Annotated in this window: 22 protein-coding genes; 13 read left to right on the forward strand and 9 right to left on the reverse strand. The window is 32.4% G+C overall.

Annotated features, from left to right (window positions below; all coding sequences use genetic code 11):
* The first annotated feature begins 52 nt into the window (after positions 1-52).
* From ACT3CE_RS02230 to ACT3CE_RS02255, 6 genes are all read left to right on the forward strand, one after another.
* Entirely contained in the window at positions 53-919 is an 867-nt protein-coding gene (locus ACT3CE_RS02230; protein ID WP_444708140.1) for a DMT family transporter, read from the forward strand.
* Position 920: 1 nt separating this feature from the next.
* Positions 921-2,426: an apolipoprotein N-acyltransferase gene (gene lnt / locus ACT3CE_RS02235; protein WP_444708141.1), complete on the forward strand. Its 1,506-nt coding sequence runs from the start codon at positions 921-923 to the stop codon at positions 2,424-2,426.
* Between the two features lie 131 nt (positions 2,427-2,557).
* Entirely contained in the window at positions 2,558-3,601 is a 1,044-nt protein-coding gene (locus ACT3CE_RS02240) for a hypothetical protein (protein ID WP_444708142.1), read from the forward strand.
* A gap of 240 nt (positions 3,602-3,841) precedes the next feature.
* A complete protein-coding gene (locus ACT3CE_RS02245) occupies positions 3,842-4,411 on the forward strand; it encodes a hypothetical protein (RefSeq protein ID WP_444708143.1) in 570 nt (189 codons plus the stop codon).
* A 154-nt stretch (positions 4,412-4,565) separates the two neighbouring features.
* Entirely contained in the window at positions 4,566-5,543 is a 978-nt protein-coding gene (locus ACT3CE_RS02250; RefSeq protein WP_444708144.1) for a DUF4269 domain-containing protein, read from the forward strand.
* A 92-nt stretch (positions 5,544-5,635) separates the two neighbouring features.
* Entirely contained in the window at positions 5,636-5,938 is a 303-nt protein-coding gene (locus ACT3CE_RS02255; protein ID WP_444708145.1) for a two-CW domain-containing protein, read from the forward strand.
* Positions 5,939-5,964: 26 nt separating this feature from the next.
* Here ACT3CE_RS02255 and ACT3CE_RS02260 read toward each other — a convergent pair whose 3' ends face one another.
* The 4 genes from ACT3CE_RS02260 to ACT3CE_RS02275 form a co-directional block, all read right to left on the reverse strand.
* A complete protein-coding gene (locus tag ACT3CE_RS02260; RefSeq protein WP_444708146.1) occupies positions 5,965-7,356 on the reverse strand; it encodes an NAD(P)/FAD-dependent oxidoreductase in 1,392 nt (463 codons plus the stop codon).
* A 179-nt stretch (positions 7,357-7,535) separates the two neighbouring features.
* Complete coding sequence (locus ACT3CE_RS02265; RefSeq protein ID WP_444708147.1) at positions 7,536-9,518, reverse strand: cytochrome c biogenesis protein CcdA; 1,983 nt, start codon at positions 9,516-9,518, stop codon at positions 7,536-7,538.
* Between the two features lie 120 nt (positions 9,519-9,638).
* Positions 9,639-11,192 carry an Rne/Rng family ribonuclease gene (locus ACT3CE_RS02270; RefSeq protein WP_444708148.1) on the reverse strand — a complete coding sequence of 518 codons (1,554 nt, stop codon included), beginning with the start codon at positions 11,190-11,192 and terminating at the stop codon, positions 9,639-9,641.
* Positions 11,193-11,436: 244 nt separating this feature from the next.
* Complete coding sequence (locus ACT3CE_RS02275; protein ID WP_054714163.1) at positions 11,437-11,721, reverse strand: HU family DNA-binding protein; 285 nt, start codon at positions 11,719-11,721, stop codon at positions 11,437-11,439.
* Positions 11,722-11,871: 150 nt separating this feature from the next.
* On the opposite strand from ACT3CE_RS02275, the gene mutY reads away from it, so the two are divergent.
* The 5 genes from mutY to ACT3CE_RS02300 all read left to right on the forward strand — a co-directional run bounded on the left by mutY (position 11,872) and on the right by ACT3CE_RS02300 (position 16,063).
* Entirely contained in the window at positions 11,872-12,918 is a 1,047-nt protein-coding gene (gene mutY / locus ACT3CE_RS02280; protein WP_444708149.1) for an A/G-specific adenine glycosylase, read from the forward strand.
* Positions 12,919-12,994: 76 nt separating this feature from the next.
* Entirely contained in the window at positions 12,995-13,426 is a 432-nt protein-coding gene (locus tag ACT3CE_RS02285) for a single-stranded DNA-binding protein (protein WP_444708150.1), read from the forward strand.
* Between the two features lie 125 nt (positions 13,427-13,551).
* Entirely contained in the window at positions 13,552-14,790 is a 1,239-nt protein-coding gene (gene gldE / locus ACT3CE_RS02290; protein ID WP_444708151.1) for a gliding motility-associated protein GldE, read from the forward strand.
* 54 nt (positions 14,791-14,844) lie between these two features.
* On the forward strand, positions 14,845-15,426 hold the full coding sequence (gldD, locus tag ACT3CE_RS02295; protein WP_444708152.1) for a gliding motility lipoprotein GldD: 582 nt from the start codon (positions 14,845-14,847) through the stop codon (positions 15,424-15,426).
* A 7-nt stretch (positions 15,427-15,433) separates the two neighbouring features.
* Positions 15,434-16,063, forward strand: a complete 630-nt coding sequence (locus ACT3CE_RS02300) for a 4'-phosphopantetheinyl transferase family protein (RefSeq protein ID WP_444708153.1) — start codon at positions 15,434-15,436, stop codon at positions 16,061-16,063.
* 405 nt (positions 16,064-16,468) lie between these two features.
* On the opposite strand, the gene ACT3CE_RS02305 is transcribed toward ACT3CE_RS02300, so the two are convergent.
* The 4 genes from ACT3CE_RS02305 to ychF all read right to left on the reverse strand — a co-directional run bounded on the left by ACT3CE_RS02305 (position 16,469) and on the right by ychF (position 20,223).
* Positions 16,469-18,097 (reverse strand): alkaline phosphatase family protein, encoded by a 1,629-nt coding sequence (locus ACT3CE_RS02305; RefSeq protein ID WP_444708154.1) that lies wholly within the window; start codon positions 18,095-18,097, stop codon positions 16,469-16,471.
* Between the two features lie 106 nt (positions 18,098-18,203).
* Positions 18,204-18,554 (reverse strand): DUF190 domain-containing protein, encoded by a 351-nt coding sequence (locus ACT3CE_RS02310; protein ID WP_444708155.1) that lies wholly within the window; start codon positions 18,552-18,554, stop codon positions 18,204-18,206.
* Between the two features lie 45 nt (positions 18,555-18,599).
* Positions 18,600-18,977, reverse strand: coding sequence for a fluoride efflux transporter CrcB (gene crcB, locus ACT3CE_RS02315; RefSeq protein WP_444708156.1), 378 nt, complete (start codon positions 18,975-18,977; stop codon positions 18,600-18,602).
* 145 nt (positions 18,978-19,122) lie between these two features.
* Positions 19,123-20,223: a redox-regulated ATPase YchF gene (gene ychF, locus ACT3CE_RS02320; protein WP_444708157.1), complete on the reverse strand. Its 1,101-nt coding sequence runs from the start codon at positions 20,221-20,223 to the stop codon at positions 19,123-19,125.
* Positions 20,224-20,686: 463 nt separating this feature from the next.
* Between ychF and ACT3CE_RS02325 the strand changes: the two genes are divergently transcribed.
* Positions 20,687-21,073, forward strand: a complete 387-nt coding sequence (locus ACT3CE_RS02325; protein WP_444708158.1) for a hypothetical protein — start codon at positions 20,687-20,689, stop codon at positions 21,071-21,073.
* Positions 21,074-21,437: 364 nt separating this feature from the next.
* Here the strand turns inward: ACT3CE_RS02325 and ACT3CE_RS02330 are convergent, their stop codons facing one another.
* Positions 21,438-22,232 (reverse strand): DUF4412 domain-containing protein, encoded by a 795-nt coding sequence (locus ACT3CE_RS02330; RefSeq protein ID WP_444708159.1) that lies wholly within the window; start codon positions 22,230-22,232, stop codon positions 21,438-21,440.
* A gap of 141 nt (positions 22,233-22,373) precedes the next feature.
* Between ACT3CE_RS02330 and ACT3CE_RS02335 the strand changes: the two genes are divergently transcribed.
* Positions 22,374-23,750, forward strand: coding sequence for a vWA domain-containing protein (locus ACT3CE_RS02335; protein WP_444708160.1), 1,377 nt, complete (start codon positions 22,374-22,376; stop codon positions 23,748-23,750).
* Positions 23,751-23,856 lie beyond the last annotated feature (106 nt).

The raw sequence follows: 23,856 nt of genomic DNA on the forward strand, positions 1-23,856 counted from the left end.
ATTTTAGATTTTTGTCTCTATTATTTTAACTCATAAAAAACGCTTACTCCCAATGAACATTTCAAGCAAATACAACAACTGGTTATTACTATTATTGGTGTCGTTTATTTGGGGAAGCCCTTATATTTTAAGAGAAATTGCATTGGAAAGCTTTAGCCACAATCAGGTGGCAGCTTTTCAGGTTTTTATGTCCTTTGTGTTGTTTCTCCCCTTAATTTTTAAGAACATAAAAAAACTATCGAAAGATAATATCCTGCCTCTGCTTCTGTCCGGAGTAGCCGGAAATATTGGTCCCTCCTATTTTTTTGCGAAAGCTCAAACTCAAATTAGCTCTTCGGTTGCTGGCATGCTTAATGCAATGCTACCCATGATTACATTGCTAATTGCCATTCTTTTATTTAAATCGAGAACCAATAAAAAAGTAATTGGTGGTATCGTTCTTGGTTTTGCTGGAACACTTATAATAAGTTTCTCGGGGCAAACAAATGGAGAATCTTATTTCTGGGGCGTTTTTTACGTTTTTCTTGCTATTCTATCGGTAGCCATAAGTATTAATATTGTAAGCTTTTCACTCCCAAAACTTACGGGCACCGAAATTGCTTCTCTTGCCTTTCTTTTTGTAGGTCCTATGGCTGGATGCTATTTGGCGTTCACCGATTTAAGTGCTCCTCTGGCATCCGAAAGCTTTAGTAAAAGTGCTTTAATGCTTTCCCTACTTGCACTGTTAACTTTTGCAGGAGTAATTTGCTACAATCGTCTTATTAAACAATCCTCGCATGTTTTTGCTGCCTCCATTGCATATATTATTCCAATAGTGGCAATATTTTGGGGTATTGTAATTGGCGGCGATACAATTACTTTGGCACAAATTGCCTCAATAATCATTATATTAGTAGGTGTTAACTTAACGCACCGATAAAGTGAACAAAAATGTTATCTATTCAATTATCTCAGGAACTTTATTAGGAGCACCATTTTGTATTCCTCAACTTTCTTTCCTGATATTTTTTGCATGGATTCCATTACTTTGGATTGAAGATAAAACAAGAAATCACAACAATACTTACCTGCTTTTTAATTATGCATTTGTAAGCTTTTTAATATGGAATTCCCTTGCTTATTGGTGGGTTTCGCAGGCTCAATTACTTGGTGTTATCCTTATTATTATCATCAATTCAATGTTGCAGGCGCTCATTTTCTGGTTAATTAGTAAATCACGACAAGTTTTAAAAATCTCAATTTTATTTCCTTTCCTAATTATTTGGTTGGGATTTGAATATTTCCACACCCAATGGGATTTGGCCTGGCCCTGGCTTAATCTGGGTAACTCTTTTGCATCGCAAACTCAGTGGATACAATGGTATGAATTTACAGGAACTCGTGGTGGTAGCTTATGGATTATCCTTATCAACTTTAGTTTATTTAGAATGATTAGCAAAAACAAAAAAAGTGCTTACCAACAAATTATATTTTTATTAATATTAATTGCAGTCCCTCTTTTATATTCTTCCATTTTACTAGATACAAAAGAAAATACCCTAGGAAATAAAACTTTTGCCTGCATTCAACCCAATCTCGACCCTTACAATGAAAAATTTATTCCCGAAAAAGAACTCAAACATTTCGAAGATTTTATTAGTACAGCCGATTCTATTTGCTCAAAACTAAACCCCGATTTTCTCTTTGGGCCCGAAACATTAATTCTGCAATCAATTAATGAAAACACCCCAAAGGCTTCCTTATTTTATCAGGAAATACTAAAACTAAAACATAAATATCCTAAAACAACTATTCTGATTGGTGTACACAGTAACAAGGAAAATGAGTCGTACAATTCGGCATTTTTCCTATCGGATACCATTCCCCAATTTTACCACAAAACTAAACTGGTTCCTTTATTCGAGAGAATACCATTCGACAAATATTTCCATTTCCTCACAAAATACCCTCTCGAAATTGGAGGATACCATGGTACCTATTCCAGTAAGAACGATGTAAATTACTTTTTATCAGACTGCACAGCAATTGTTCCAATTGTTTGCTTCGAATCTGTATTTGGTGACTATTGTGCACAACGTGTTCCTGATCAATCAGGATTTATTTGCATGATAACCAACGATGGCTGGTGGAAAAACACACCGGGTTATCGTTATCATTTTAATTTTAGCCGCATAAGAGCTATTGAATCGCGCCGACATTATATACGAGTTGCAAACAATGGAATTTCGGCTCATATAAATTCTAAAGGCACAATTATTACACAAACAAAATGGTGGACAAAAACAATACTTACAGGAAAAATAAGTTTACTAAATGGTAATACATTTTATTCTTTACATGGCGATTATATTGGCCGAGTTTGCATGTTTTTTGGTATCCTTTTATTAATGTTTGTTAAAATTCGCACCTATACATCAAGATTGTAGAGAATATAAACAGAAAAAAATTATTTTTAAATAATATTTATCAGTGGTAATTTATTTACTAGCTATCGGCTTTATCATTAAAAGAATTTTATTTTTTAATGATTTAAAAACGTTATAAAAACACATGTAATATGAATCGATTATTATTTACACTACTAGCTTTTTGTCTGATCTCTTTATCAGCCAATGCAGCCAAAAATAAAGAAATTGAAAAAAAATTTAAATCTATCGATAATCTTAAAATCGAAGCCCACTACGGAAAAGTTCAGATTAAAACTTGGGATAAAAACGAGGTTAGTTTCAAAATATTAATTGTTGTTGACGGTTCGAAAGAAGAAAAAAATCAAACCATGCTCGATAATATTAATATCGATTTTACCGAAGGAGACCAACAATTAATTGCACAAACTGTACTTGGTGATTTTTTTTCGCTCAAAAAATTAACAAACTCTCTTTTTAATAAAGGAAAAATTAAAATTACCTATACTGTTCAAATGCCCGCCAATACTAACCTGGAAATAATTCAGAAAAATGGCGATGTAATTATGGATAACACTAATGCCCAATTTAGTCTAGACCATACCAATGGAAATTTTACTGCAACAGAACTGAATGGAGAAAACAGAGTGAAATTATCGAATGTTCAGTTCAGTGTTAAAGTACTTAACAATACCGAACTGGCAGCTGCCAGTTCCAATTTAAAAATTGAAAATGCAAATAAATTATCGGGAGAAAGTCGCGATTCAGACTATAACATTCAAGTTATTGATAATTTAAATATAAAATCGTCGCGCGATAAATTCGACATTAAAGAAATTGAGTATTTATATGGAACTTCAAATTTCTCGAAATTTGAAATTGCGCAAATGGGTGGTGAAATTGATTATGATCTAAAATTTGGTCATATTAACATATTTAATGTGAATAATATGTTTTCATTTATTAAATTAGATTCAAAGTATGCAAATATTGGATTGAGTTTTATGGAAGGTTGTAACCTTGAATATGAAATTAATCATAAATCGGTTAAGTTTGATAACTCTAACGATTTTACATTAAAAAATAAAGAAACAGCCGATAACAAAACATTTGTAGCTAAAGGAAAAATTGGCAATAAGAAAACATTCTCCAAAGTAAATATTCGAGCCAACAATTGTAAAATGCGCTTACAGTAAAAATATAATTTTATATACCAAACACGTCCTTTAAATATATTAATCACACATTTAAAGGGCGTTTTTATTTGTGAATGAGTGAACTTACAATCGTATAAAACCTCAAGCCCAGGTTCTTTATATACTATAGTCAAGCAAAATCAATCGTAAATTAATTTCCAGATTAATAAGTTTTAACAGATTTTAAACAGATCGACTTAATGCTTTTTATTATCTTCCTCTGAATTTAAATTTACGATAATGAAGAAAATAAGCATTCTAATCATACTAAGCTTACTTATAACGACCGGATTTAGTCAGAAAAAATTAAAACAACATTTCCAAAAAGATATAATACGCTACACAACAGCTTTTAACAACAAACAATGGAATGTACTTACTGAGATGATGTATCCTCGTATTTTTGAAATGATGAGCAAAGAAAATATGGTGATGATACTGGAAGGAATGGATAATATGGGGGTTAAGATGACCACCGATTTTAAATCAATCGATAAAATTTCGGATGTCGTTAAATCTAAAAATGAAAAATATTGCAAAATTCATTATTATGGAATCATTAAAGTAAGACTTTCGGGTTTAATGTCGCAAGGAGCTAGTTTAGTACAAGCCAAATTTGAAAATGAATTTGGAAAAGAAAATGTAAACTATCATCAGGAGAGTAATTCGTTTACAATACATGCACATCGTTCTATGGTCGCGGTTGCTAATAAAAATGCTGATACCTGGAAATATATAGATATTAATTCACCTCAAGCCCGAGGTCTTCAGCAACTAATTCCTACAGATGTAAAAAATCAATTGAATTAATTCTTTTGTTCAAGAAACATTACTAATGATTTTATTTTTAAAGACATTTTTAGTGTTGGAAGAAAAGGAGAAATCAATTATCTTAGAAAAACAACACAGCCCATAATAGCATTCCTTATAAATTAGGGAGTTTAGGGAATAACAACAAAATACTATGAAGATATACTTTGCAGGATCAATAAGAGGAGGACAGCAAGATGCTGAACTATATCAGGAATTAATAAGCGATTTAAAACAATATGGTACTGTTTTAACAGAACACATTGGCTGGCAAGCACAAAAAGAAAGTTTAAGCGACGAAGAAATTCACAAACGCGATTTACACTGGGTACTGGAATCGGATGTAATAGTGGCTGAAGTTACGACTCCATCATTAGGAGTTGGATACGAAATTGGCAGAGCTATAGAACAAAAAAAACCAGTAATCTGCCTTTTCCGCAATCAAGATAATAACAATATATCAGCCATGATTCGTGGTTGTACCCAAATTAAATATTTTGAATACTCAAACCTAAACGAAGCTAAAACTATTCTTAACGAGCAATTCAATGCTATTAATATGAACTGGAAAGATATTTCTTATTTAAGGAAAGGCTCTTTGGCTCAGCAATCTGCTTATAAGTGCTTAAACAATTTACAAATTTTCGATTCCTTAATTGAATATAATCCGGTTTTAACAGGCACTATTCCCATTGATATTGCAATAGAAAATAGCGACTTAGATGTTGTTTGCTATTATCTCGATGCAGACCAATTTGAGAAAAAAGTAGAAGATTTATTCGGAAAACAAAAAAACTTTAAAATTGAGCAAAAAGAAAAAGATGGCTACTGGGTTGTTGTCGCTAATTTTATTTTTATGGATTATGAAATAGAAATTTACGGTTCTCTTTTCCCTGTTGCAAGTCAAAATTCATATCGACACATGATTATTGAAGATCGCGTATTAAAGTTGCTGGGAGAAGAATTTAAACAACAAATTATTAAATTAAAAAAAGAAGGACTAAAAACCGAACCTGCTTTTGCAAAACTTCTACAACTATCGGGAAATCCATATTCTGAGCTTTTAAAATTGGAATTATTCTCCGACAGCAAGATCAAAGAGATATATAAATCTGCCATCAGTCAGTCTTGATGATAGTTTAAACAAAAGTTTGAAACGATTCGACAAAGATATTTTACAGATACAGAGAATACTCTATTTTTACAGAGAATTGAAAATTATAAATGGTGCAGAATTGTTGGGAATATTTCGAGTGTGGCAGAGAAATTGGTGGAACTAATACGAAAGAAATGGGTATTTGTCCGGCCAGTACCAGGATGGATTTAAATAATATTAATGAAGGCAAATCGGCAGGCAGATATTGTTGGACCATTGCAGGCACCCTATGCAATGATTTAGAGCAAGGTAAGCTCGATGAAAAATTGCTGGATTGTATTAATTGCAGCTTTTTAAAAAAAGTGAACAATGAACAAGGCCGCGAATTTGTTTTACTTAGTGAGGAAACTTTAAAAAAGGTTGATTATTGAAATAATCAACCTTTTATATTCTTGTTTTAAAGCTGTTTCAATAACTCTCTGGCAATAACAACTCCGTTTACCGAAGCTTGCATCAAACCTCTTGTGATTCCTGCACCATCGCCACCAAGATATAAATTTTTAACCGATGTAGATTGAAAACCTTTATCTACCTTAGTAATATTACTATAAAATTTAACCTCAACTCCATATAATAACGTTTCGTCCGAAGCTAAACCTGGAGTAACTTTATCCAGTGCTAAAATCATCTCTTCAATATCCTTCAAAATTCTATGCGGTAAAACCAGACTTAAATCTCCAGGTACAGCATCTTTTAGTGTTGGAATAATATTGTTTCTATATAATCTTTTTGAGGTAGTTCTGCGTCCGCGAACTAGATCCCCAAATCGCTGAACCAAAATCTGGTTATTCGTTAACATATTTGCCAAACGAGCTATGTGCTTACCATATTCTATTGGAGCATTAAATGGCTCAGTAAATTTTTGCGAAACCAAAAGGGCAAAATTAGTATTATCACTTTTTAAGTCTTTAAAACTATGGCCGTTCACAACTGCAAGGTTACCATCGTAATATTCTGAAGATACAAATCCTCCAGGATTACTACAAAAAGTCCGTACTTTATCGTCGAAAGTTTGAGTGTAATGAATTAATTTTGCCTCGTAAAAATTATCATTTATGTCCTGCATAATTTCATTTCTACACTCCAATCGAACTCCTATGTCAACAACACCAACCTCAGTAGAAATACTCTCTTTACTACATTCTTGCATTAACCAATCAGCACCATCTCTACCAACGGATACCATTACTAAATCGCTGTAATAGTTACCTTTTCCATTCTTAACTCCTATAATTCTATCCTCTTCTAAAATTAAACTCTCTACAGCACAATTAAAACGGACTTCGACCCCTTTACTTGTAACAAAATCATATAGTTTACGGTACAAATCCTGCGCTTTTTCTGTTCCAAGATGTCGAACCGGACAATGAACCAATTTTAGGTTAGATTCAATTGCCTTTCGGCGGATAGATTCCATCTCAGCAGTTAATTTTTCACCATGAATATCGGTAGCAGCACCAAATTTTAAATATATATCATCTGTATAGGAAATTAATTTAATGGTTTCTTCAATGCCTATATAGTCTGGTAAAGTTCCACCTACTTCGTGCGACAAGGATAATTTTCCATCGGAGTAGGCACCAGCTCCAGCCCATCCTGTAGTTATACTACAAGGTTTACAGTGGACACAAGTTCCTCCATTGGTATGTTTCGGACAATTTCTTTTGTCCATCCCTCTTCCCTTTTCAAGAATTAGAATATTTAAATCACTTCTGCTTTTGACCAATTCATAAGCACAAAATATACCGGCAGGACCAGCTCCAACAATAATCACATCGTATTTTTCCATACGTAATTTCTATTTTTAAAAGATTAATGCGGCCTGCCCTTTTTTCAGGCAAACTTTTAAAAATAGGAATTATAATTCAGAAATACACCTAATAGGTATTTATAAATATTTTAAATATCAGGTAAAAAAAAGAGTCAGAAAATACATTTTTCCGACTCTTTTATACTTATTGTCAACTATTATTTTTCAAAAGCTTTTTTCCCATTCTCAAGAAATTTTATGAATGCATCCACATCCAAATCGTAAGCTCTGGGTTCAACTAATTTATTTTCATCTAAATCCATTAATACATAATAAGGCTGAGCATTTACACCAAATCGGGCAATCTGAAAATCAGCATATTTTTTACCTAGAGTCTTTTTAACTTTTCCATCATAAGAAGAGGTTACCCAATCCGACTCTGGAAGCTCCTGTTTATCATCTACATAAAGAGCAATAATCACATAATCTTCACGCAATATTTTTTGTACTCGAGCATCAGACCATACACTAGCTTCCATTTCTCTACAATTAACACAACCATGACCGGTAAAATCAATAAATATAGGTTTGTTTTGTTTTTTTGCACAAGCTAAGCCCTGTTCGAAATCAAAATATCCATGCAAACCATGTGGCAAATGTAATTTATCACCATATTTTGGTTCCTCACAAATGCCCTGAGCTTCATTTTTAAAAGATGCCCCAGATTGATCACGAACAATAGCTGCAATATCAAAATCCTGAGTACTTTGAGGTGGTAAATATCCCGACAGAGCTTTTAGAGGTGCTCCAAACATTCCTGGAATCATATAAACCACAAAAGAAAAAGATACTATAGCAAACATTAAACGTGGAACCGAGATAAATTTCACATCGCTATCGTGACTAAACTTTAACTTGCCTAATAAATAAAAACCTAGTAAAGTAAAAATTACAATCCAAAGTCCTAAATATATTTCACGATCTAAAATTCCCCAGTGATAAGTCTGATCAGCAATACTTAAAAATTTTAAGCCCAAAGCCAATTCAATAAATCCCAAAACAACTTTCACAGAATTTAACCATCCACCAGATTTGGGCAAATTATTTAACCAGGAAGGAAAAATAGCAAATAATGTAAATGGTAGCGCAAATGCCAAAGAGAAGCCTAGCATTCCTATAATTGGCTCTAAAACTTCACCACCAGCCGATTGCACAAGAATGGAACCTACAATTGGACCAGTACACGAAAAAGATACCAACACCAATGTAAAAGCCATAAAAAATGATCCGGCAACTCCACCTTTATCTTCATTTGCTACCGATTTATTAACCAACCAGCTAGGCATGGTAATTTCAAACATTCCGAAAAACGAAAATGCAAAAATTATAAATACTGCAAAAAACAGAACATTCGGAACCCAGTGAGTACTCAGCCAGTTGGCAAAATCAGCACCTAAGGTTATGGCTACAACTGTACCTATAATAGTATAAATACCAATTATAGAAATACCATAAAAAATTGCATTGAAAATTGCTTTACGTCTGTTTTCAGAACTATGCATGAAAAAAGAAACCGTCATCGGAATCATAGGAAAAACACAGGGAGTAAGCAAAGCTATTAATCCAAATGCAAAAGCAGCTATAAATAAAGTCCAAAGAGAGGCATATTTTTCTTTCGATTTTTGTGGAGGCGTAAGGTTTTCTTTTTCAAAACTGGTCTCCTTTACAAGTGCGCTCTTGCCTTCGTTAATCTTAAACTCAAAATCAGGAGTAAATAAAACACACTCTCCTTCCCTACAGGTTTGGTATTCCATTTCTCCGGTAAGCGAAAAAGCTTTATCGTTTAATACTTTTATCTTTTGCTTAAGGATAGCTTCTCCTTCAAAATATTGAATATTCATTTCAAATATTTCGTCGAATTCCTCTTTAGCTTTGGTAATTTCATTAAGCTCTCCTAATCTTTCATAGTTAGAAGATTCATTAAACGCAACACTAAGCCGAATAGGACCACCATCTTCGAAATGCTGAGAATATAAATGCCAGTCTTTTTCTATTGTTGCTTTAAATACGAGGTTTACTTCGGTATCATTAATTTTTTCAGTTGAAAAATCCCATGATACGGTTTGCAAGATCTGTGCTTGACTTAAGCCAATACCATTTAAGAATATAGCTAAATATAATACGATAAACTTTAGTTTCATATAGTATAATTTTGTTGCATATAAGACAAACAAAATTAACACTATATAGCACCTATACAAAACAAGAACAACCTCTTAACATATCTTTAAGAAGTTGCACAATATATTATGTATCGAATTTTACAAATCTATTTCACAATTATTCTGATCGAAAAATTTGTATCCTAACAAATCGTAAGATGGTATTGCAATAATACTAAGCTTAATATTCAGCTGAGATTGCCATTGTCTTCGCAAAGTTTTCCATAAACCTTTGTTGATATATGCTGCCACAAAAGGATGTACTTTCAATGTAATTTTTTTATCCTTCTGTTGAGCCACAACAAGTTTTAATTTGTCTTCTATCTGATCGGTCAGCAATACGGAAGGTTCTATTTTTCCCGATCCCATACAGGTTGGACATGTTTCCTGAATTTCGACGTTCATTTCAGGACGAACACGTTGACGAGTAATTTGCATTAAACCAAACTTACTAAGAGGTAAGATATTGTGTTTGGTTCTATCAGTACTCATAATCTCTTTCATTCTATCGAATAACTTTTGACGGTTTTCGGCAGAATGCATATCAATAAAATCGACTACAATAATACCACCCATATCTCGCAAACGAAGTTGACGAGCTATTTCATCAGCTGCAGCCAGATTAACCTCTAATGCATTTGTTTCCTGATCGTTTCCTGCTTTAGATCGGTTTCCACTATTAACATCAATAACATGAAAAGCTTCGGTATGCTCTATAATAAGATATGCTCCATTTTTAAATGAAACCGTTTTCCCGAAGGATGATTTTATTTGCTTATCAATTCCTAATTGGTCAAAAATAGGTAATTCACCACTTACATGCTTTACAATTTTTGCCTTATCAGGAGCTATTCCTGCAATATAATTTTTAATATCCTTGGCAGCACTTGCATCATTTACATAGATATTTTCGAAAGATGAATTCAAAATATCCCGCAAAATAGCAGTAGTCCTATCCATTTCTCCCAAGACAAGTTTTGGTGGATTCATTTCACGAATGTGCAAAAAACTATCCTCCCACTTTTCGACCAAAGATCTTAATTCCTGATCTAATTCGGCAACACGTTTCCCTTCGGCAACGGTACGCACAATAATCCCGTAATTTTTAGGCTTAATACTCTGAAGCAATTGTTTCAGACGATTCTTTTCTTCGGCAGACTTAATTTTCTGAGAAATAGATACTTTATCTGAAAAAGGCATCAGAACAATATTTCGTCCTGCAATGGAAATTTCAGAGCAAAGTCTCGGTCCTTTTGTAGATATTGGTTCTTTTGCAACTTGAACAAGAATATACTGACCCGATTTAATAACATCAGCTATTTTACCGTTTTTGTCAATATCCTGTTCCAATCTCATTTTCGAGATTGACATATTGCGTCCTTTTCTTGCAAGGGCTTGTTGTAAGAATTTATTTAATGAACGAAACTGATGTCCCAAATCCAAATAATGAAGGAAAGCATCCTTCTCATACCCAACGTCAACAAAAGCTGCGTTTAATCCAGGCATAATTTTCTTTACTTTTCCTAAATATATATCTCCTACCGCAAACTGAAGATTACTTTTTTCTCTAGTTAATTGAACCAACTGTCTGTTGCTTAAAAGAGCAATTACAATTTCATTAGGATTTACATCAATTACAAGCTCGTTACTCACTATTAAATTCTTCTTATTTTTGTTAAAGGTAATCAGTTCTTACAAATAGATAAACCTAAAGTACTAAAAAGTTCTTTAGGTTTATTTATTTTGTTCTTACAAACAAGCAATTAAGAATTATTTCTTCTTCTTATGACGATTTTTTCTTAATCTTTTTTTACGCTTGTGCGTAGCCATTTTATGTCTTTTTCTTTTCTTTCCGCTAGGCATAACTAGAATATTTTAATTAATTAATATCTTAAAACTACTTTACGTTAGTTTTCACTTTACTCACAAAAGTTTTAGCTGGCTTAAATGCCGGAATAAAGTGCTCAGGGATAATAATTGTGGTGTTTTTAGAAATGTTTCTTGCAGTTTTCTCTGCTCTTTTCTTAACGATAAAACTACCGAAACCTCTTAAATACACATTTTTACCTTTCACCAATGAACCCTTAATTGTATCCATAAAAGCTTCAACAGTCTTCTGTACTGTAATTTTCTCAATTCCTGTGTTTTTAGAAATCTCGTTAACAATATCTGCTTTAGTCATCTCTTAAAAAATCTTTAATTATCAATTATTTACAACATCATTTCCTCAAATCAGATTGCAAATATATAAGATTTCCAGTTATTAATGAAATCGAAAACAAATATTTTTACGCAAATTTGAAAAAAAATTCTAACATTCAATTTTTTCGAGATGCTTAATAACCAAATCATAAACTGGTATTCCAAAAATAAAAGGGATCTTCCCTGGAGAAAAACCAAAGATCCGTATTTAATTTGGATTTCAGAAATCATGCTTCAACAAACCCGAGTTGCTACTGCAATTGATTATTATAATAGGTTTATTGAACGCTTCCCTACGCTTTCTTGTCTGGCAAAAGCTAAAGAACAAGAAGTTTTAAATCTTTGGCAGGGACTAGGATATTATTCGCGAGCCAGAAATCTACACTATGCAGCAAAAACAGTTCAACAAGAATATGATGGTGTATTTCCTGCTACTTATAAAGAAATAATACAATTAAAAGGAATTGGCACTTATACTGCAGCGGCAATATCTTCATTTGCTTTTAATTTACCTCATGCGGTACTCGATGGTAATGTATTTCGTGTTTTATCACGCTTATTTGGAATTGAAACACCCATTGATACAACAATAGGGAAAAAATTATTTCAAAAACTGGCAAACGAAACCCTAGCCGATGCGTCTCCCGAAATATACAATCAGGCAATTATTGAATTTGGAGCATTACAGTGTACTCCAAAGTCTCCGGATTGCGAAAACTGTCCTCTATTGGCAAATTGTTATGCATATAGTAATCAGATGATAGAAATATTACCCAAAAAGAGCAAACAAATTAGACTGAAAGATCGATATTTTTACTATTTGTTCCTATATTGTCCGGATCGATTTGCTATTGAAAAAAGAGAAGGAAAAGATATTTGGCAAAATATGTATCAGTATCCTCTTATTGAAAGCGCTACGCCTTTAAAAAACGAACAGTTAATTGAGAGCCGTAAATGGAAAAATTATTTGAATGATTGTAATGCTGTAATTAAATTTCAATCTAAGCCAATAATCCATAAACTAAGTCATCAAAATATTCATGCTTGCTTTCTTCATATAGAAATTAACAAGAATTTTAGCTCAAAGAATAAGAATGTTTTTTTCATTAAAAATGAGGATATGGATAAATACCCATTCCCTAAATTAATTGAAAATCACCTATCAAGACTAAAATAACAAAACAAGCTATTAATAATTATGATACAATATTTTTTTTGTATCTTTAATTTATTTAATAAAAAACTTAATAAAAATGGCAGTTAATAAAGTAATCCTCGTTGGAAACGTAGGTAAAGATCCAGAAGTAAAATACTTCGATAACGACGTAAGTGTATGTAATTTTCCTTTAGCAACAAGTGAAACTTACACAAAAAATGGTGAGAAAGTTACACAAACAGAGTGGCATAATATTGTACTGTGGCGTGGCTTGGCTAAAGTAGCAGAAAACTACGTTAAAAAAGGCATGCAATTATACATTGAAGGTAGTCTGCGAACACGTTCATGGGACGATCAGGATGGTAATAAAAAATACATTACAGAGGTAATGGCCAATAATATGCAAATGCTGGGAAGAAAAGGTGACAACGAAGGACCTGCAGCTCAGGTTAGTTCTGACACTGCACAAAGCACAAAACCAGCTAACGAGTCGGTAGCAGAAGAAGAAACTGATGATCTTCCATTCTAATTATCCTATTGCAAACTAATTTTACACAAAAATTGGAAACTGATAGTTTTTCAACTCTTTTTTTAAACAATTCAGATATTGTTTTTTACTCATTAAGCATAAGTACCATTATAAGTCTGCTTATTATGGTACTTCTTTTATTTTGTTCGGCCCTAATATCGGGTTCGGAAGTTGCTTTATTTTCTCTTTCGCCGCAACAGGTAAACGATATTGAGTCGGAAGAAAATCCTAAAAATAAGCGATTACTTAAATTACTTCGACTACCAGAACAACTATTAGCCACCATACTTATAGGCAATAATTTTGTTAATGTAGGCATTGTAATTTTATCGAGCTATATTACCAATTCGCTGGTCGATTTTTCGCATGCTCCTACAATTGGTTTTTTGGTACAAGTCGTAATTATTACATTTTTATTACTCCTATTTGGCGAAATAATTCCCAAAGTATACGCTACACAAACTTCGGTTCGTTTCTCTAAATTCATGGCTTTCCCATTGTATTATATGGAGAAAATTTTTCGTCCACTTTCTGTGATATTAATAAAATCTACTTCCATCGTAAATAAACGAATTTCTAAAAAGCAAAATATTTCAATGGGAGACCTCTCACAAGCCCTTGAACTTACTGCCGATGAAATTACCGATGAAATGGAAATTCTGGAAGGAATCGTGAATTTTGGTAATATTAATGTTGAGGAAATAATGAAATCGAGAGTAGATGTTATTGCTTTAGACGTAAGAGCGGCTTTTGGGAAAGTAAAAGCAACCATTATCGATTCGGGATATTCCAGAATTCCCGTTTACGACGGCACTTTCGACAATGTGCGTGGTATATTATATGTAAAAGATCTTTTACCTCATCATCACAAACCCAATACTTTTCGCTGGCAATCTATTATTCGTCCACCTTATTATGTACCCGAAACAAAAAAGATTAATGATCTTTTAGAAGAATTTCAAACTCAAAAAAATCACATGGCAATTGTTGTTGATGAGTATGGCGGTACTTCGGGCATAATAACTATGGAAGATATTTTGGAAGAAATTATTGGTGATATTACCGACGAATCGGACGAAGAAAAGGAAACTTATACTCTTGAAAAAGATGGATCGTATTTATTCGAAGGAAAAACTTTATTGAATGATTTCTTTAAAATTGTAGATCTTGATTCTGAAACATTCGAAAATATAAAAGGCGATGCCGATACCTTAGCCGGATTATTACTTGAAATTAAAGGTGATATTCCTCAAAAGAAAGAAGCATTTAAATATAAGACTTACCAATTTATAGTAGAGGCCGTTGACAATCGAAGAATAAAGAAAATTCGTTTTCTTCCTCCAAAAATCGAAACGAAAAAGTAATTTCGTACAAAATTAGTATTGTGATTCATTTTTTCTACTCTCAATTATCAGCTTATGAAATTGAATAAAATTTTCTTACTAATTACTCTTGTCTGTCTTATGGCAACTCAGATATCCTGTAAGAAAAAATATACTCCAAAACCTAAAGGATTTTTCAGAATCGATTTACCTGAAAAAGAATATCAAAATATAGGAATTGATTACCCATGTACTTTCGATATTTTAAAAACTGTTCAAGTTAAACATGATCGGTCAAAAGGAGCAGAACCTTTCTGGCTAAACCTCAAGTATCCGGCTTATAAAGCTACCATTCACTTAAGCTATAAGAATGTAGAGAATAATATAGAGGAATATCTCGAAGACTCTAGAAAAATGGCTTACAAACATAGCATTAAAGCCGATGCTATTGGCGAACAAACCTACTTTAATAGTAAGGATAAAGTTTATGCATTAATTTATCGTATTAAAGGAAATGCGGCCTCATCGATACAATTTGTAGCCACCGATAGTACAAAACATTTTCTTCGTGGGGCATTATATTTTAAGGAACATCCAAATCAGGATTCTTTAGCTCCTGTAATTAATTACATCGACAAAGATGTAGTTCAATTAATAGAATCTCTTAAATGGAAATAAGCTAAGAATGCCACTTTACAAGCACATACAAAACAATTCTGATTCTGATCTTTACATTTGGAAAATTACCGAATCAGTAGGAGAGCTCTTGCAAATGGTAAATCTTTGTGATAATGATTTTAAAAGATTCGACAAATTTGGTAGTGAGTCCCGAAAAAAAGAATTTCTAACTACTCGAATCTTAATTCAACAATGTCTGGGTTCACATATTCAGATTTGCAACAACCAACACGGAAAACCATATCTCATTAACAGCAATTTAAATCTTAGCATTACTCATACCAAATCGTACGTGGCTATTTTGCTTAGCGGAAAACACACTCCTGCTCTTGATATGGAATATTTATCAAAACGGGTTCATAGAATTGCCAGTCGATTTCTCTCAAAACATGAGTTGGAAAACATTTCTCAAACAGATAAAACTTTGCATCTGTATCAGCACTGGTGTGCAAAAGAATGTCTCATTAAACTCTATGGTAAAAAAGATGTTCACTTAATTGATGAGTTAAAAATCCATACTTTTCAACCCAACGATAAATATTTTACAGGTGAAGTTTGCAGATCCGATTTTGCAAAAAAGTACAGATTTGAGTATTTACGCTTCGATGAATATTTATTGGTTTATGCGGTAAATTAATATCCTATTGAAATTATGAATTTACTCTACTTCTATTTAAATCGAATTAATTTTAGACTATTTTTCTATTTCATAATTCCATTTAGTAATACTTCGCTTGCAATTTATATTATCTCAGAAGAAAAAATAATTATCCTTAGTAATTCAATAGCTACATTTTTTTCTGTACTAATTAGCCCATATATCATTGGTGCACTTTGGATATTCCTGTTTACTGCATTTAAAAATTTAAGCAAACAACAAAATATTGAAAAAACAGAAACCCTTACACCAAGGATAAACTTTTTTGATTTTCTCGATTTCGAACATATAACATTCAAAGAATATCAAAAATGGACAGTTATAGCCTGGATTATTCAACTTTTTTTTCTGATACTTGAACCTAATTTATTATAAATTAACTCTTCACTGAGTTAGTTCTTCAATTGGATTCCCATCACAACCCGCTGGAATCGAAATATTCAGAAAATTTGAGATCGTAGGTACAATATCTTCCACCTGAACAGAACGGGTTATTGTTGATCTCTTAATTTTCCAACCAAACCAAAATAAAGGAACCTGATTGGTATAGCTATATTGTGCAATCTCGTCACTCTCATCTTTAATTTTGTGCATCCATCCAGGCTCGAGGGTTATCATTACATCGCCCGAGCGCTTTTGATTAAAGGAACGCTGTACTTTTTGCATGATACCGTGTGTATAATTTGCTTTAATAAGACTATTGGCCGGAATTGTATTGGCTACTCCGGTAAATTGTATTAAAAAGTTCGCAGCTTTCACCTGCATATCTTCAAGAGATAGTTTCGAATCCTCTATTAACTGACGATTTAAATACACCTGTTGCGAATCGTATCCCAGAATCCACTCCCCATTTCCATACATTACATTTAAATACGACTTTAATAAAGCCATTGCATTGTAAGAACTAAAGTATCCATTAGGAATATTTTGTGCTTGTAAATTTTCGGGTGTATAATTTGCCGACTGATCGGCAGTTAAAAATACCAACACATTCTCCATACCTATTTGCTCATCTAAAAAATTAAGAAAATGTTCTATTTCTCTATCTAATCTAATAAAGTTATCGACCATTTCGGGAGCAAAAGGAGAAAGTTCTCTGTGCTTATAATCCAAACATGAAAAGGTTAATGCTAAAAAATCAGAATCGTCATCGCGACCTAAATTTTCATTGATAATAGATGCAATTGCAAAATCTTTTACCAGCATATTTCCAAAAGGAGTTGCCTTAATTGCTTTATATCCGTAAGTTCTTTTTTCTTTGTTTAAATCGTAGTAGAATTCATTATTCAAGCCTACTTTTCCAAGAATTTTATCAGAAACTGTTGGCTTATTTTCTCCATCATAAGGTGTCCAGATTCGATCCATGTAGAAATCAGCGAATTTCTTTTCATTAAATTCATTTACCCAATTGTAAATAGTATCCTGATAATAAGATGAGGTAATAAACTTTCCAGATAAATCGTCCATCCAATAAGCACCATCAGCAGCATGTCCAGAAGAAAATAATGTAGCTTCAGAATTTAAGCCAATACCAATTACCCGTGAATGATCGTTAAATAATTTTATTTCGTCGCCAATAGTTGGAGCCAATAAATTTTTAGGCGATTTTCCTTTTTCTTCTGATTCAACTCCTACCAATTTACTGTTTGCATCATTTTTTGCCAGATTTAATTCGCCCGATAAACGATTGTACCAGCCACTAGAAATAATTCCATGATATGCGGGTGGCGTTCCCGTAAAAATAGTGGCATGATCGGGACCTGTTTGTGAATACAAATAGCTAAACTTTGTATTTTTACAGTAAGTTCCCTGATTCATTAAACGTTTAAATCCACCATCGCCAATTAAATTCGAATATCTAAAATAGTAATCGGGTCGCAAATGATCTACTACAATTCCAACAACCAGTTTAGGTTTCTCTGATGGAATTTTACGAGTCCCTTGAGCATTAGCAAATATGGAATTTAATATCAGAAATGATATCAACAATAAGTTTTTGATGGAATTGTTCATACTATATATGTTGGCAGATTTTTATTTTCAGCAACAAATATAATTGATTCACCCTAAATTATACTGGTAAAATTAGTAAATGCGAATTAGAAGGTATCAATTTTTTCTATTTGGCTTTGGCCTGATATCGGATTACATCAACTTGTTCCATCGTAACGATACCTCCACCACCCGATTTCTCGATAAGTAATTCAAGAATATGAAGAAATCCCTCTATTTTTTCTGTAGAATCTATGATCTCGATAATTATAGGAAGATCGTCGGATAAAGTAAATATTTTTGAAGTGTGAATTCTGGAGCTGGCACCGTACGACATAATTCCCCGATGAACGGTTGCACCCGCTAATCCGTATTTTTTAGCCCCATAAACAATAACCTCATATAATGGGCGTTGGTAAACTTTGTCGGCTTCACCAACAAAAACACGTAATAATTTTACTTTTCCTTCTAACTTCATAAAATTGATTCTTTATCAAGATAATAGAAAAGTTATTTCTCTTATCTAAAAAAGTTTATGAATAACAGTTCCAAAATAAACAGCTAAAAGTCCCAAAAACACACTTCCAGCCATGTATATAGAAAGATACAAAAATCCATTGTCTTTTAAAAGGTTAAGTTGATCGAAAGCAAATGATGAAAAAGTAGTAAATCCTCCACAAAATCCTACGGCAAGAAACATTCTCATTTCCGGATTAATTAAATTATCGCGTTCGGCTAACGAGTAAACTACTCCAATGATAAAACTTCCTACAATATTTACAGTCATTGTTCCAATGGGAAAAATAGTATCGAAAAAACGGTGAAGTCCTTGTCCTACCAAAAAGCGGGAAACACTACCCAAAAAACCACCCATTCCTATCAGCAATAATGTACGAAACATACAATCCTTATTAATTATGAATAATTAGCAATGAAAATTTATAATCATTACCGATGACAAATATACTAATCTTGATTTATTTAAATCAACAAAAAAAATAGCCATTCAATTAAGAACGGCTATTGTTATTTATTTAGATATAAGATTATACATTAAAACGGAAGTGCATAATATCACCATCCTGAACAACATATTCTTTTCCTTCTACATTCATTTTTCCTGCTTCTTTACAAGCATTCTCAGAGCCTAATTCCGAGAAGTCTTTGTACTTAATTACTTCGGCACGAATAAAACCTTTTTCAAAATCGGTGTGAATAACTCCTGCAGCCTGTGGTGCTTTTGCTCCTTTAGGATATGTCCAGGAACGAACCTCCTTAACTCCTGCAGTAAAGTAGGTTTCTAAATTAAGAAGTCGGAAAGCTGCTTTTATTAATTTATTAACACCAGGCTCGGCCAATCCTAAATCTTCCAAAAACATTTGCTTCTCTTCGTAAGTTTCGAGCTCTGCAATATCCGATTCAATTCCAGCACCCACCACTAATACTTCTGCATTTTCGTCTTTTACTGCTTCTTTTACTGCATCAACATGTTTGTTGCCATCTTTTACCGAAGCCTCATCAACATTACAAACATAAAGAATTGGCTTAGTGGTTAATAAATGAAGATCTGTGGTTACTTTCTCTTCTGCTTCGCTCAACTCAACTACACGAGCCGACTTTCCTTGTTCCAAAGCTTCTTTGTATCTTTCCAGAACTTCGGCTAAACGTTTTGCTTCAGGATTTTTTCCAATTTTAGCCAACTTAGCAGCTTTTTGAAGTCTTGCTTCAACAGTTTCCAAATCCTTTAACTGCAATTCAATATCAATTGTTTCTTTATCACGAATCGGATCAACAGAACCATCAACATGAACAATATTATCGTTCTCGAAGCAACGTAAAACGTGGATAATAGCATTTGTTTCACGAATATTAGATAAGAATTTATTCCCTAATCCTTCACCTTTACTCGCACCTTTTACCAAACCAGCAATATCAACAATTTCCATTACCGAAGGCTGAACACGTTCCGGCTTCACCAAATCCGACAATCTTATTAAACGATCATCGGGAATCGTGATAACTCCAACATTTGGTTCTATTGTACAAAAAGGAAAATTAGCCGATTGTGCTTTTGCATTCGACAAACAATTAAACAAGGTTGATTTACCCACATTTGGTAATCCTACAATTCCACACTGTAATGCCATGGCAATTCTATATTATTTTGATTTGCAACTATTCAATTTTTAAAAATCTGTGCAAAAGTACATTTAAATTTTCGTTGTGCCAATTTTCCTGATTCTTCTCCTAAAAATTTGTTAATAAACTCAAAACAAAGCGTAATTTATTATAATCCATTTTATTTAGTTTTATAGATAAGTAAAACTATATATTACTAAACCATTTATTTTTAGACTCGTTTTTTTCTTGCTACAATAAATTATTTGCAGGCCCAAAATCCTAATTTCGGAACTTCCCTTTTGATAAATCGACAGATAAGAAACACGCCTAATAACGTATGTAATAACTTAATAGATCTTCATTCTTCTCTGATTTCCGGGGCCATTTCACAAGAGGAAGAAAGTTCAGGCTTTCTATTTTTGGATTATATCGAATATATAATATAAAGATCAGGTAGAATTAATGTACGATTCGAAAGTTCAATTCTATATGGGCTCAAATAATTGTTCGTCTCCGGCATGTGTTCTCAGAAAAATACAAGCTGTCTGTGAAAGTTTCTCCACATTATTTCAGTTGTTCTGTAATTATTCCGGATACGAATCTTATTCCATTAACGCATATATTTCTAAAAATGGCAATTTACAAGATAGAGCTCCCCATTCTTGGAATGTTTCAAAAATAAATCAACAATGGCGTATTTTTTATTTAAGTTGGTCTAGTGCAATTCTTTATCACTGGGGCATTAAAAATAATACAAATAAATTTTTCATGCTTGCACCAGAAAAATTTGTACTCTCACATCTCGCTATTATTCCAATGTGGCAATTTCTTAAAACACCTGTATCAATTCATGTTTTTAATCGTAGCGATAAGTAAATTCAAAAATACCTGAATAAAAGTCCAGCAAGTTACAACTTCACAGATACTCTAAATTATTTTAATTCTTTATCCAATAAAATAAAGAGACTAAAAACAACAGAAGAAATTCTAAAAACAAATTCGGGAAATAAATTTAATATTGCCATGGAATACTATCAATACGCAAGAATTGTGTTAAATTTTGAAAGCGAAATAAGTTCCCTTCAATATTATTATTTTATTACGTCAAAGAAAAAATTGAATGAAGCAATTTGTCTTCTTACATCATCATCATCAGATCTTTCTTCGAAAAGTATGCTGCTTAAAATTATCCAAAGACTCATTGATTCAGAAAAATAAAATCTAATCTATGTAAAGTAATTTATTGCAGCAAATTTACAATCTCGCTATATTCAAAATCGTCGGGAATTGTAAAAACCGAATCATCAATTTTCTTTTTAATAAGATTTTCTACTTTAGTTTTAGTAGGAGTTTCATCGCCAAATATAATAATTTCCATTGGAAAACCATTTTCAACAATCTTCATGAAAGATTCCATATGATCATACAATTTCGAATCGTTATGCTGAAGTAAACTCTCCATATAATCGCGATACAAATCTAAATTTAAATCGTAATTTAAATAATTTTTCAAATTGCCAGCTATCCAAACTTCTTCTACAACAATATTATTTTGTACAATTAAAAATTTACGACAAGCATAACCTGCTATCGATTTATAATTTGGACTTTCCTGAATTTCTACATCTTTACTCTCATTTATCTTTTCACTAAAAATTTCTTGACCATCTCTTTCTAAAGTTTTTTCTTGCTTTGTATTTAATTGTTTCTGATAATCTTTATTCATTAACATATACTTAGAACTTGAGAATAATCGAATTTCAAATAATGATTGATTAAAATCATTTCGACTTCCTTTCCAGTATTTTTTCTTTTTTATATCAGCAAAGCATAAATTCCCTTCCGAAAAAATAATCACCCTATTTCCAGTTACAACCTTAAACTTATCTTTCTTTAAGTAATATACATTACTATATTCTCTACTGTTTTTATTAACACGAATTTTCACAATTAAACCAGAAGGTTCGGAAAATAAAAACCAAAAAATAAGCAAACAAAATATCGAAAACACAGTATACAATACCGATTTATTCATACAATAAAATATATTTTAAAAGAGTTTATCTACATCAATAAATTAAATTTAAAAATAACTATTGATAATTTACCTTCTTGTTTATTTTAATTTTACTTTACTATAAGTATATTTATACAGTTAACAATTAAAAAGAGACTTTTGATACGCAATTTTACTTTCATTATTATTTTACTGAGCATATTATTCTCTAATAAAGTTACTGCTCATAATAAGCTGAATGCTGAAAAAGAAAAAACTCAAATTCTTTTTATTTTTGACGCTTCCCAAAGTATGAATGGTTATTGGGATAAGTCAAAAAAGATTGATATTGCACGTAAGTTTCTAATTCGCATGGTTGATAGCCTTGAATGTGAAAGTAATGTTGAAATGGCTTTACGGGTTTATGGTCATCAAAGCGTTGTTCCTCCCCAAGATTGTAATGATACAAAATTAGAAGTGCCCTTTATGTCTAACAATGCAGGCAAAATTCGGCAAACATTAAGATTTCTTGTTCCGAAAGGCACTACTCCTATCGCTCACTCCTTAGAACTTGCAGCTAATGATTTTCCTGCCAATAAACCCGGTGTAAGAAATGTTGTAATTTTAATTACCGATGGCGTTGAAGCCTGTGATGGAGATCCTTGTGAAGTATCTTTAAAATTACAAAAAGCAGGTATTTTCTTAAAACCTTTTATTATTGGTATTGGTTTAGATGTTAACTTTAAAAGTAGTTTCGAATGCATAGGAAATTATTTGCAAGTTGAAAAAGAACAAAAATTTGGTGGAGCTCTCGAATATGTTATCTCACAAGTACTAAACAAAACATCAACTCAGGTAAATTTAATTGATGCCAATGGTTCTCCAAGCGAAACAGATGTTGCCATGACCTTTTACAATAGCCTGTCGGGAAAAGTTCGGTATCAATTTATGCATACACTAAATGCTAAAGGTAATCCGGATACTTTATACATTGATCCACTTCAAAACTACGATATTACGATTCATACGATACCCGAAATTCATCGCGACAGCGTATCTATAGTTCCGGGAAAACATACTAAAATTGGATTCGATGCACCTCAGGGAATGTTAAAAATCGTATCGGCTCGCACCACATTATACAAAAACTTAAAAATTCTTGTAAAAAAATCCAATGAGATTATTAACACTCAAGATGTAAATAAAAGTATAAAATACTTAACAGGGAAATATGATTTAGAAATCCTTACCCTTCCAAAAATTATCATTTCGGATATAAAAATTGATCAAAGTAAAACCACTTCTATTATTATTCCACAACCCGGTATTGCCACAATTTTTAAACCTACTACAGGTCCATGCAGTATTTTTGTAGAACACAATGGAAAATTAGAGTGGATTTATAATGTGGATGAAAAAACCTTAAGAGAAACCATAACTCTTCAGCCCGGTATTTATCATGTTATTTTCAGAAATAAAAATGCCTCCCTATCTCAAAATTCGCGCAAAACAAGTTTTGAAATTATATCTGGGAAATCGATTCCTGTTCGTCTTTAATTAAAGGTATATATATTTAATTTAAACTACTTATGTAATTACAAGAGCATTTTTTAGCCTTTTAATTAAGTATCTTCTATTTAGATAAATTTCAACAATGCAAAAC

Source organism: Marinifilum sp. RC60d5 (genome assembly GCF_052400665.1).
In the GTDB taxonomy this organism is placed as follows: Bacteria; Bacteroidota; Bacteroidia; order Bacteroidales; family Marinifilaceae; genus JBQTGK01.

Bases quoted from the DNA above. Each gene is read 5' to 3' on its own strand.
- ACT3CE_RS02230 (WP_444708140.1), top strand. From the start codon at position 53: ATGAACATTTCAAGCAAATACAACAACTGGTTATTACTATTATTGGTG.
- ACT3CE_RS02240 (WP_444708142.1), top strand. From the start codon at position 2,558: ATGAATCGATTATTATTTACACTACTAGCTTTTTGTCTGATCTCTTTA.
- ACT3CE_RS02245 (WP_444708143.1), top strand. From the start codon at position 3,842: ATGAAGAAAATAAGCATTCTAATCATACTAAGCTTACTTATAACGACC.
- ACT3CE_RS02250 (WP_444708144.1), top strand. From the start codon at position 4,566: ATGAAGATATACTTTGCAGGATCAATAAGAGGAGGACAGCAAGATGCT.
- ACT3CE_RS02255 (WP_444708145.1), top strand. From the start codon at position 5,636: ATGGTGCAGAATTGTTGGGAATATTTCGAGTGTGGCAGAGAAATTGGT.
- ACT3CE_RS02260 (WP_444708146.1), bottom strand. From the start codon at position 7,356: ATGGAAAAATACGATGTGATTATTGTTGGAGCTGGTCCTGCCGGTATA.
- ACT3CE_RS02265 (WP_444708147.1), bottom strand. From the start codon at position 9,518: ATGAAACTAAAGTTTATCGTATTATATTTAGCTATATTCTTAAATGGT.
- ACT3CE_RS02275 (WP_054714163.1), bottom strand. From the start codon at position 11,721: ATGACTAAAGCAGATATTGTTAACGAGATTTCTAAAAACACAGGAATT.
- mutY (WP_444708149.1), top strand. From the start codon at position 11,872: ATGCTTAATAACCAAATCATAAACTGGTATTCCAAAAATAAAAGGGAT.
- ACT3CE_RS02285 (WP_444708150.1), top strand. From the start codon at position 12,995: ATGGCAGTTAATAAAGTAATCCTCGTTGGAAACGTAGGTAAAGATCCA.
- gldE (WP_444708151.1), top strand. From the start codon at position 13,552: ATGGTACTTCTTTTATTTTGTTCGGCCCTAATATCGGGTTCGGAAGTT.
- gldD (WP_444708152.1), top strand. From the start codon at position 14,845: ATGAAATTGAATAAAATTTTCTTACTAATTACTCTTGTCTGTCTTATG.
- ACT3CE_RS02300 (WP_444708153.1), top strand. From the start codon at position 15,434: ATGCCACTTTACAAGCACATACAAAACAATTCTGATTCTGATCTTTAC.
- ACT3CE_RS02305 (WP_444708154.1), bottom strand. From the start codon at position 18,097: ATGAACAATTCCATCAAAAACTTATTGTTGATATCATTTCTGATATTA.
- ACT3CE_RS02310 (WP_444708155.1), bottom strand. From the start codon at position 18,554: ATGAAGTTAGAAGGAAAAGTAAAATTATTACGTGTTTTTGTTGGTGAA.
- crcB (WP_444708156.1), bottom strand. From the start codon at position 18,977: ATGTTTCGTACATTATTGCTGATAGGAATGGGTGGTTTTTTGGGTAGT.
- ychF (WP_444708157.1), bottom strand. From the start codon at position 20,223: ATGGCATTACAGTGTGGAATTGTAGGATTACCAAATGTGGGTAAATCA.
- ACT3CE_RS02325 (WP_444708158.1), top strand. From the start codon at position 20,687: ATGGGCTCAAATAATTGTTCGTCTCCGGCATGTGTTCTCAGAAAAATA.
- ACT3CE_RS02330 (WP_444708159.1), bottom strand. From the start codon at position 22,232: ATGAATAAATCGGTATTGTATACTGTGTTTTCGATATTTTGTTTGCTT.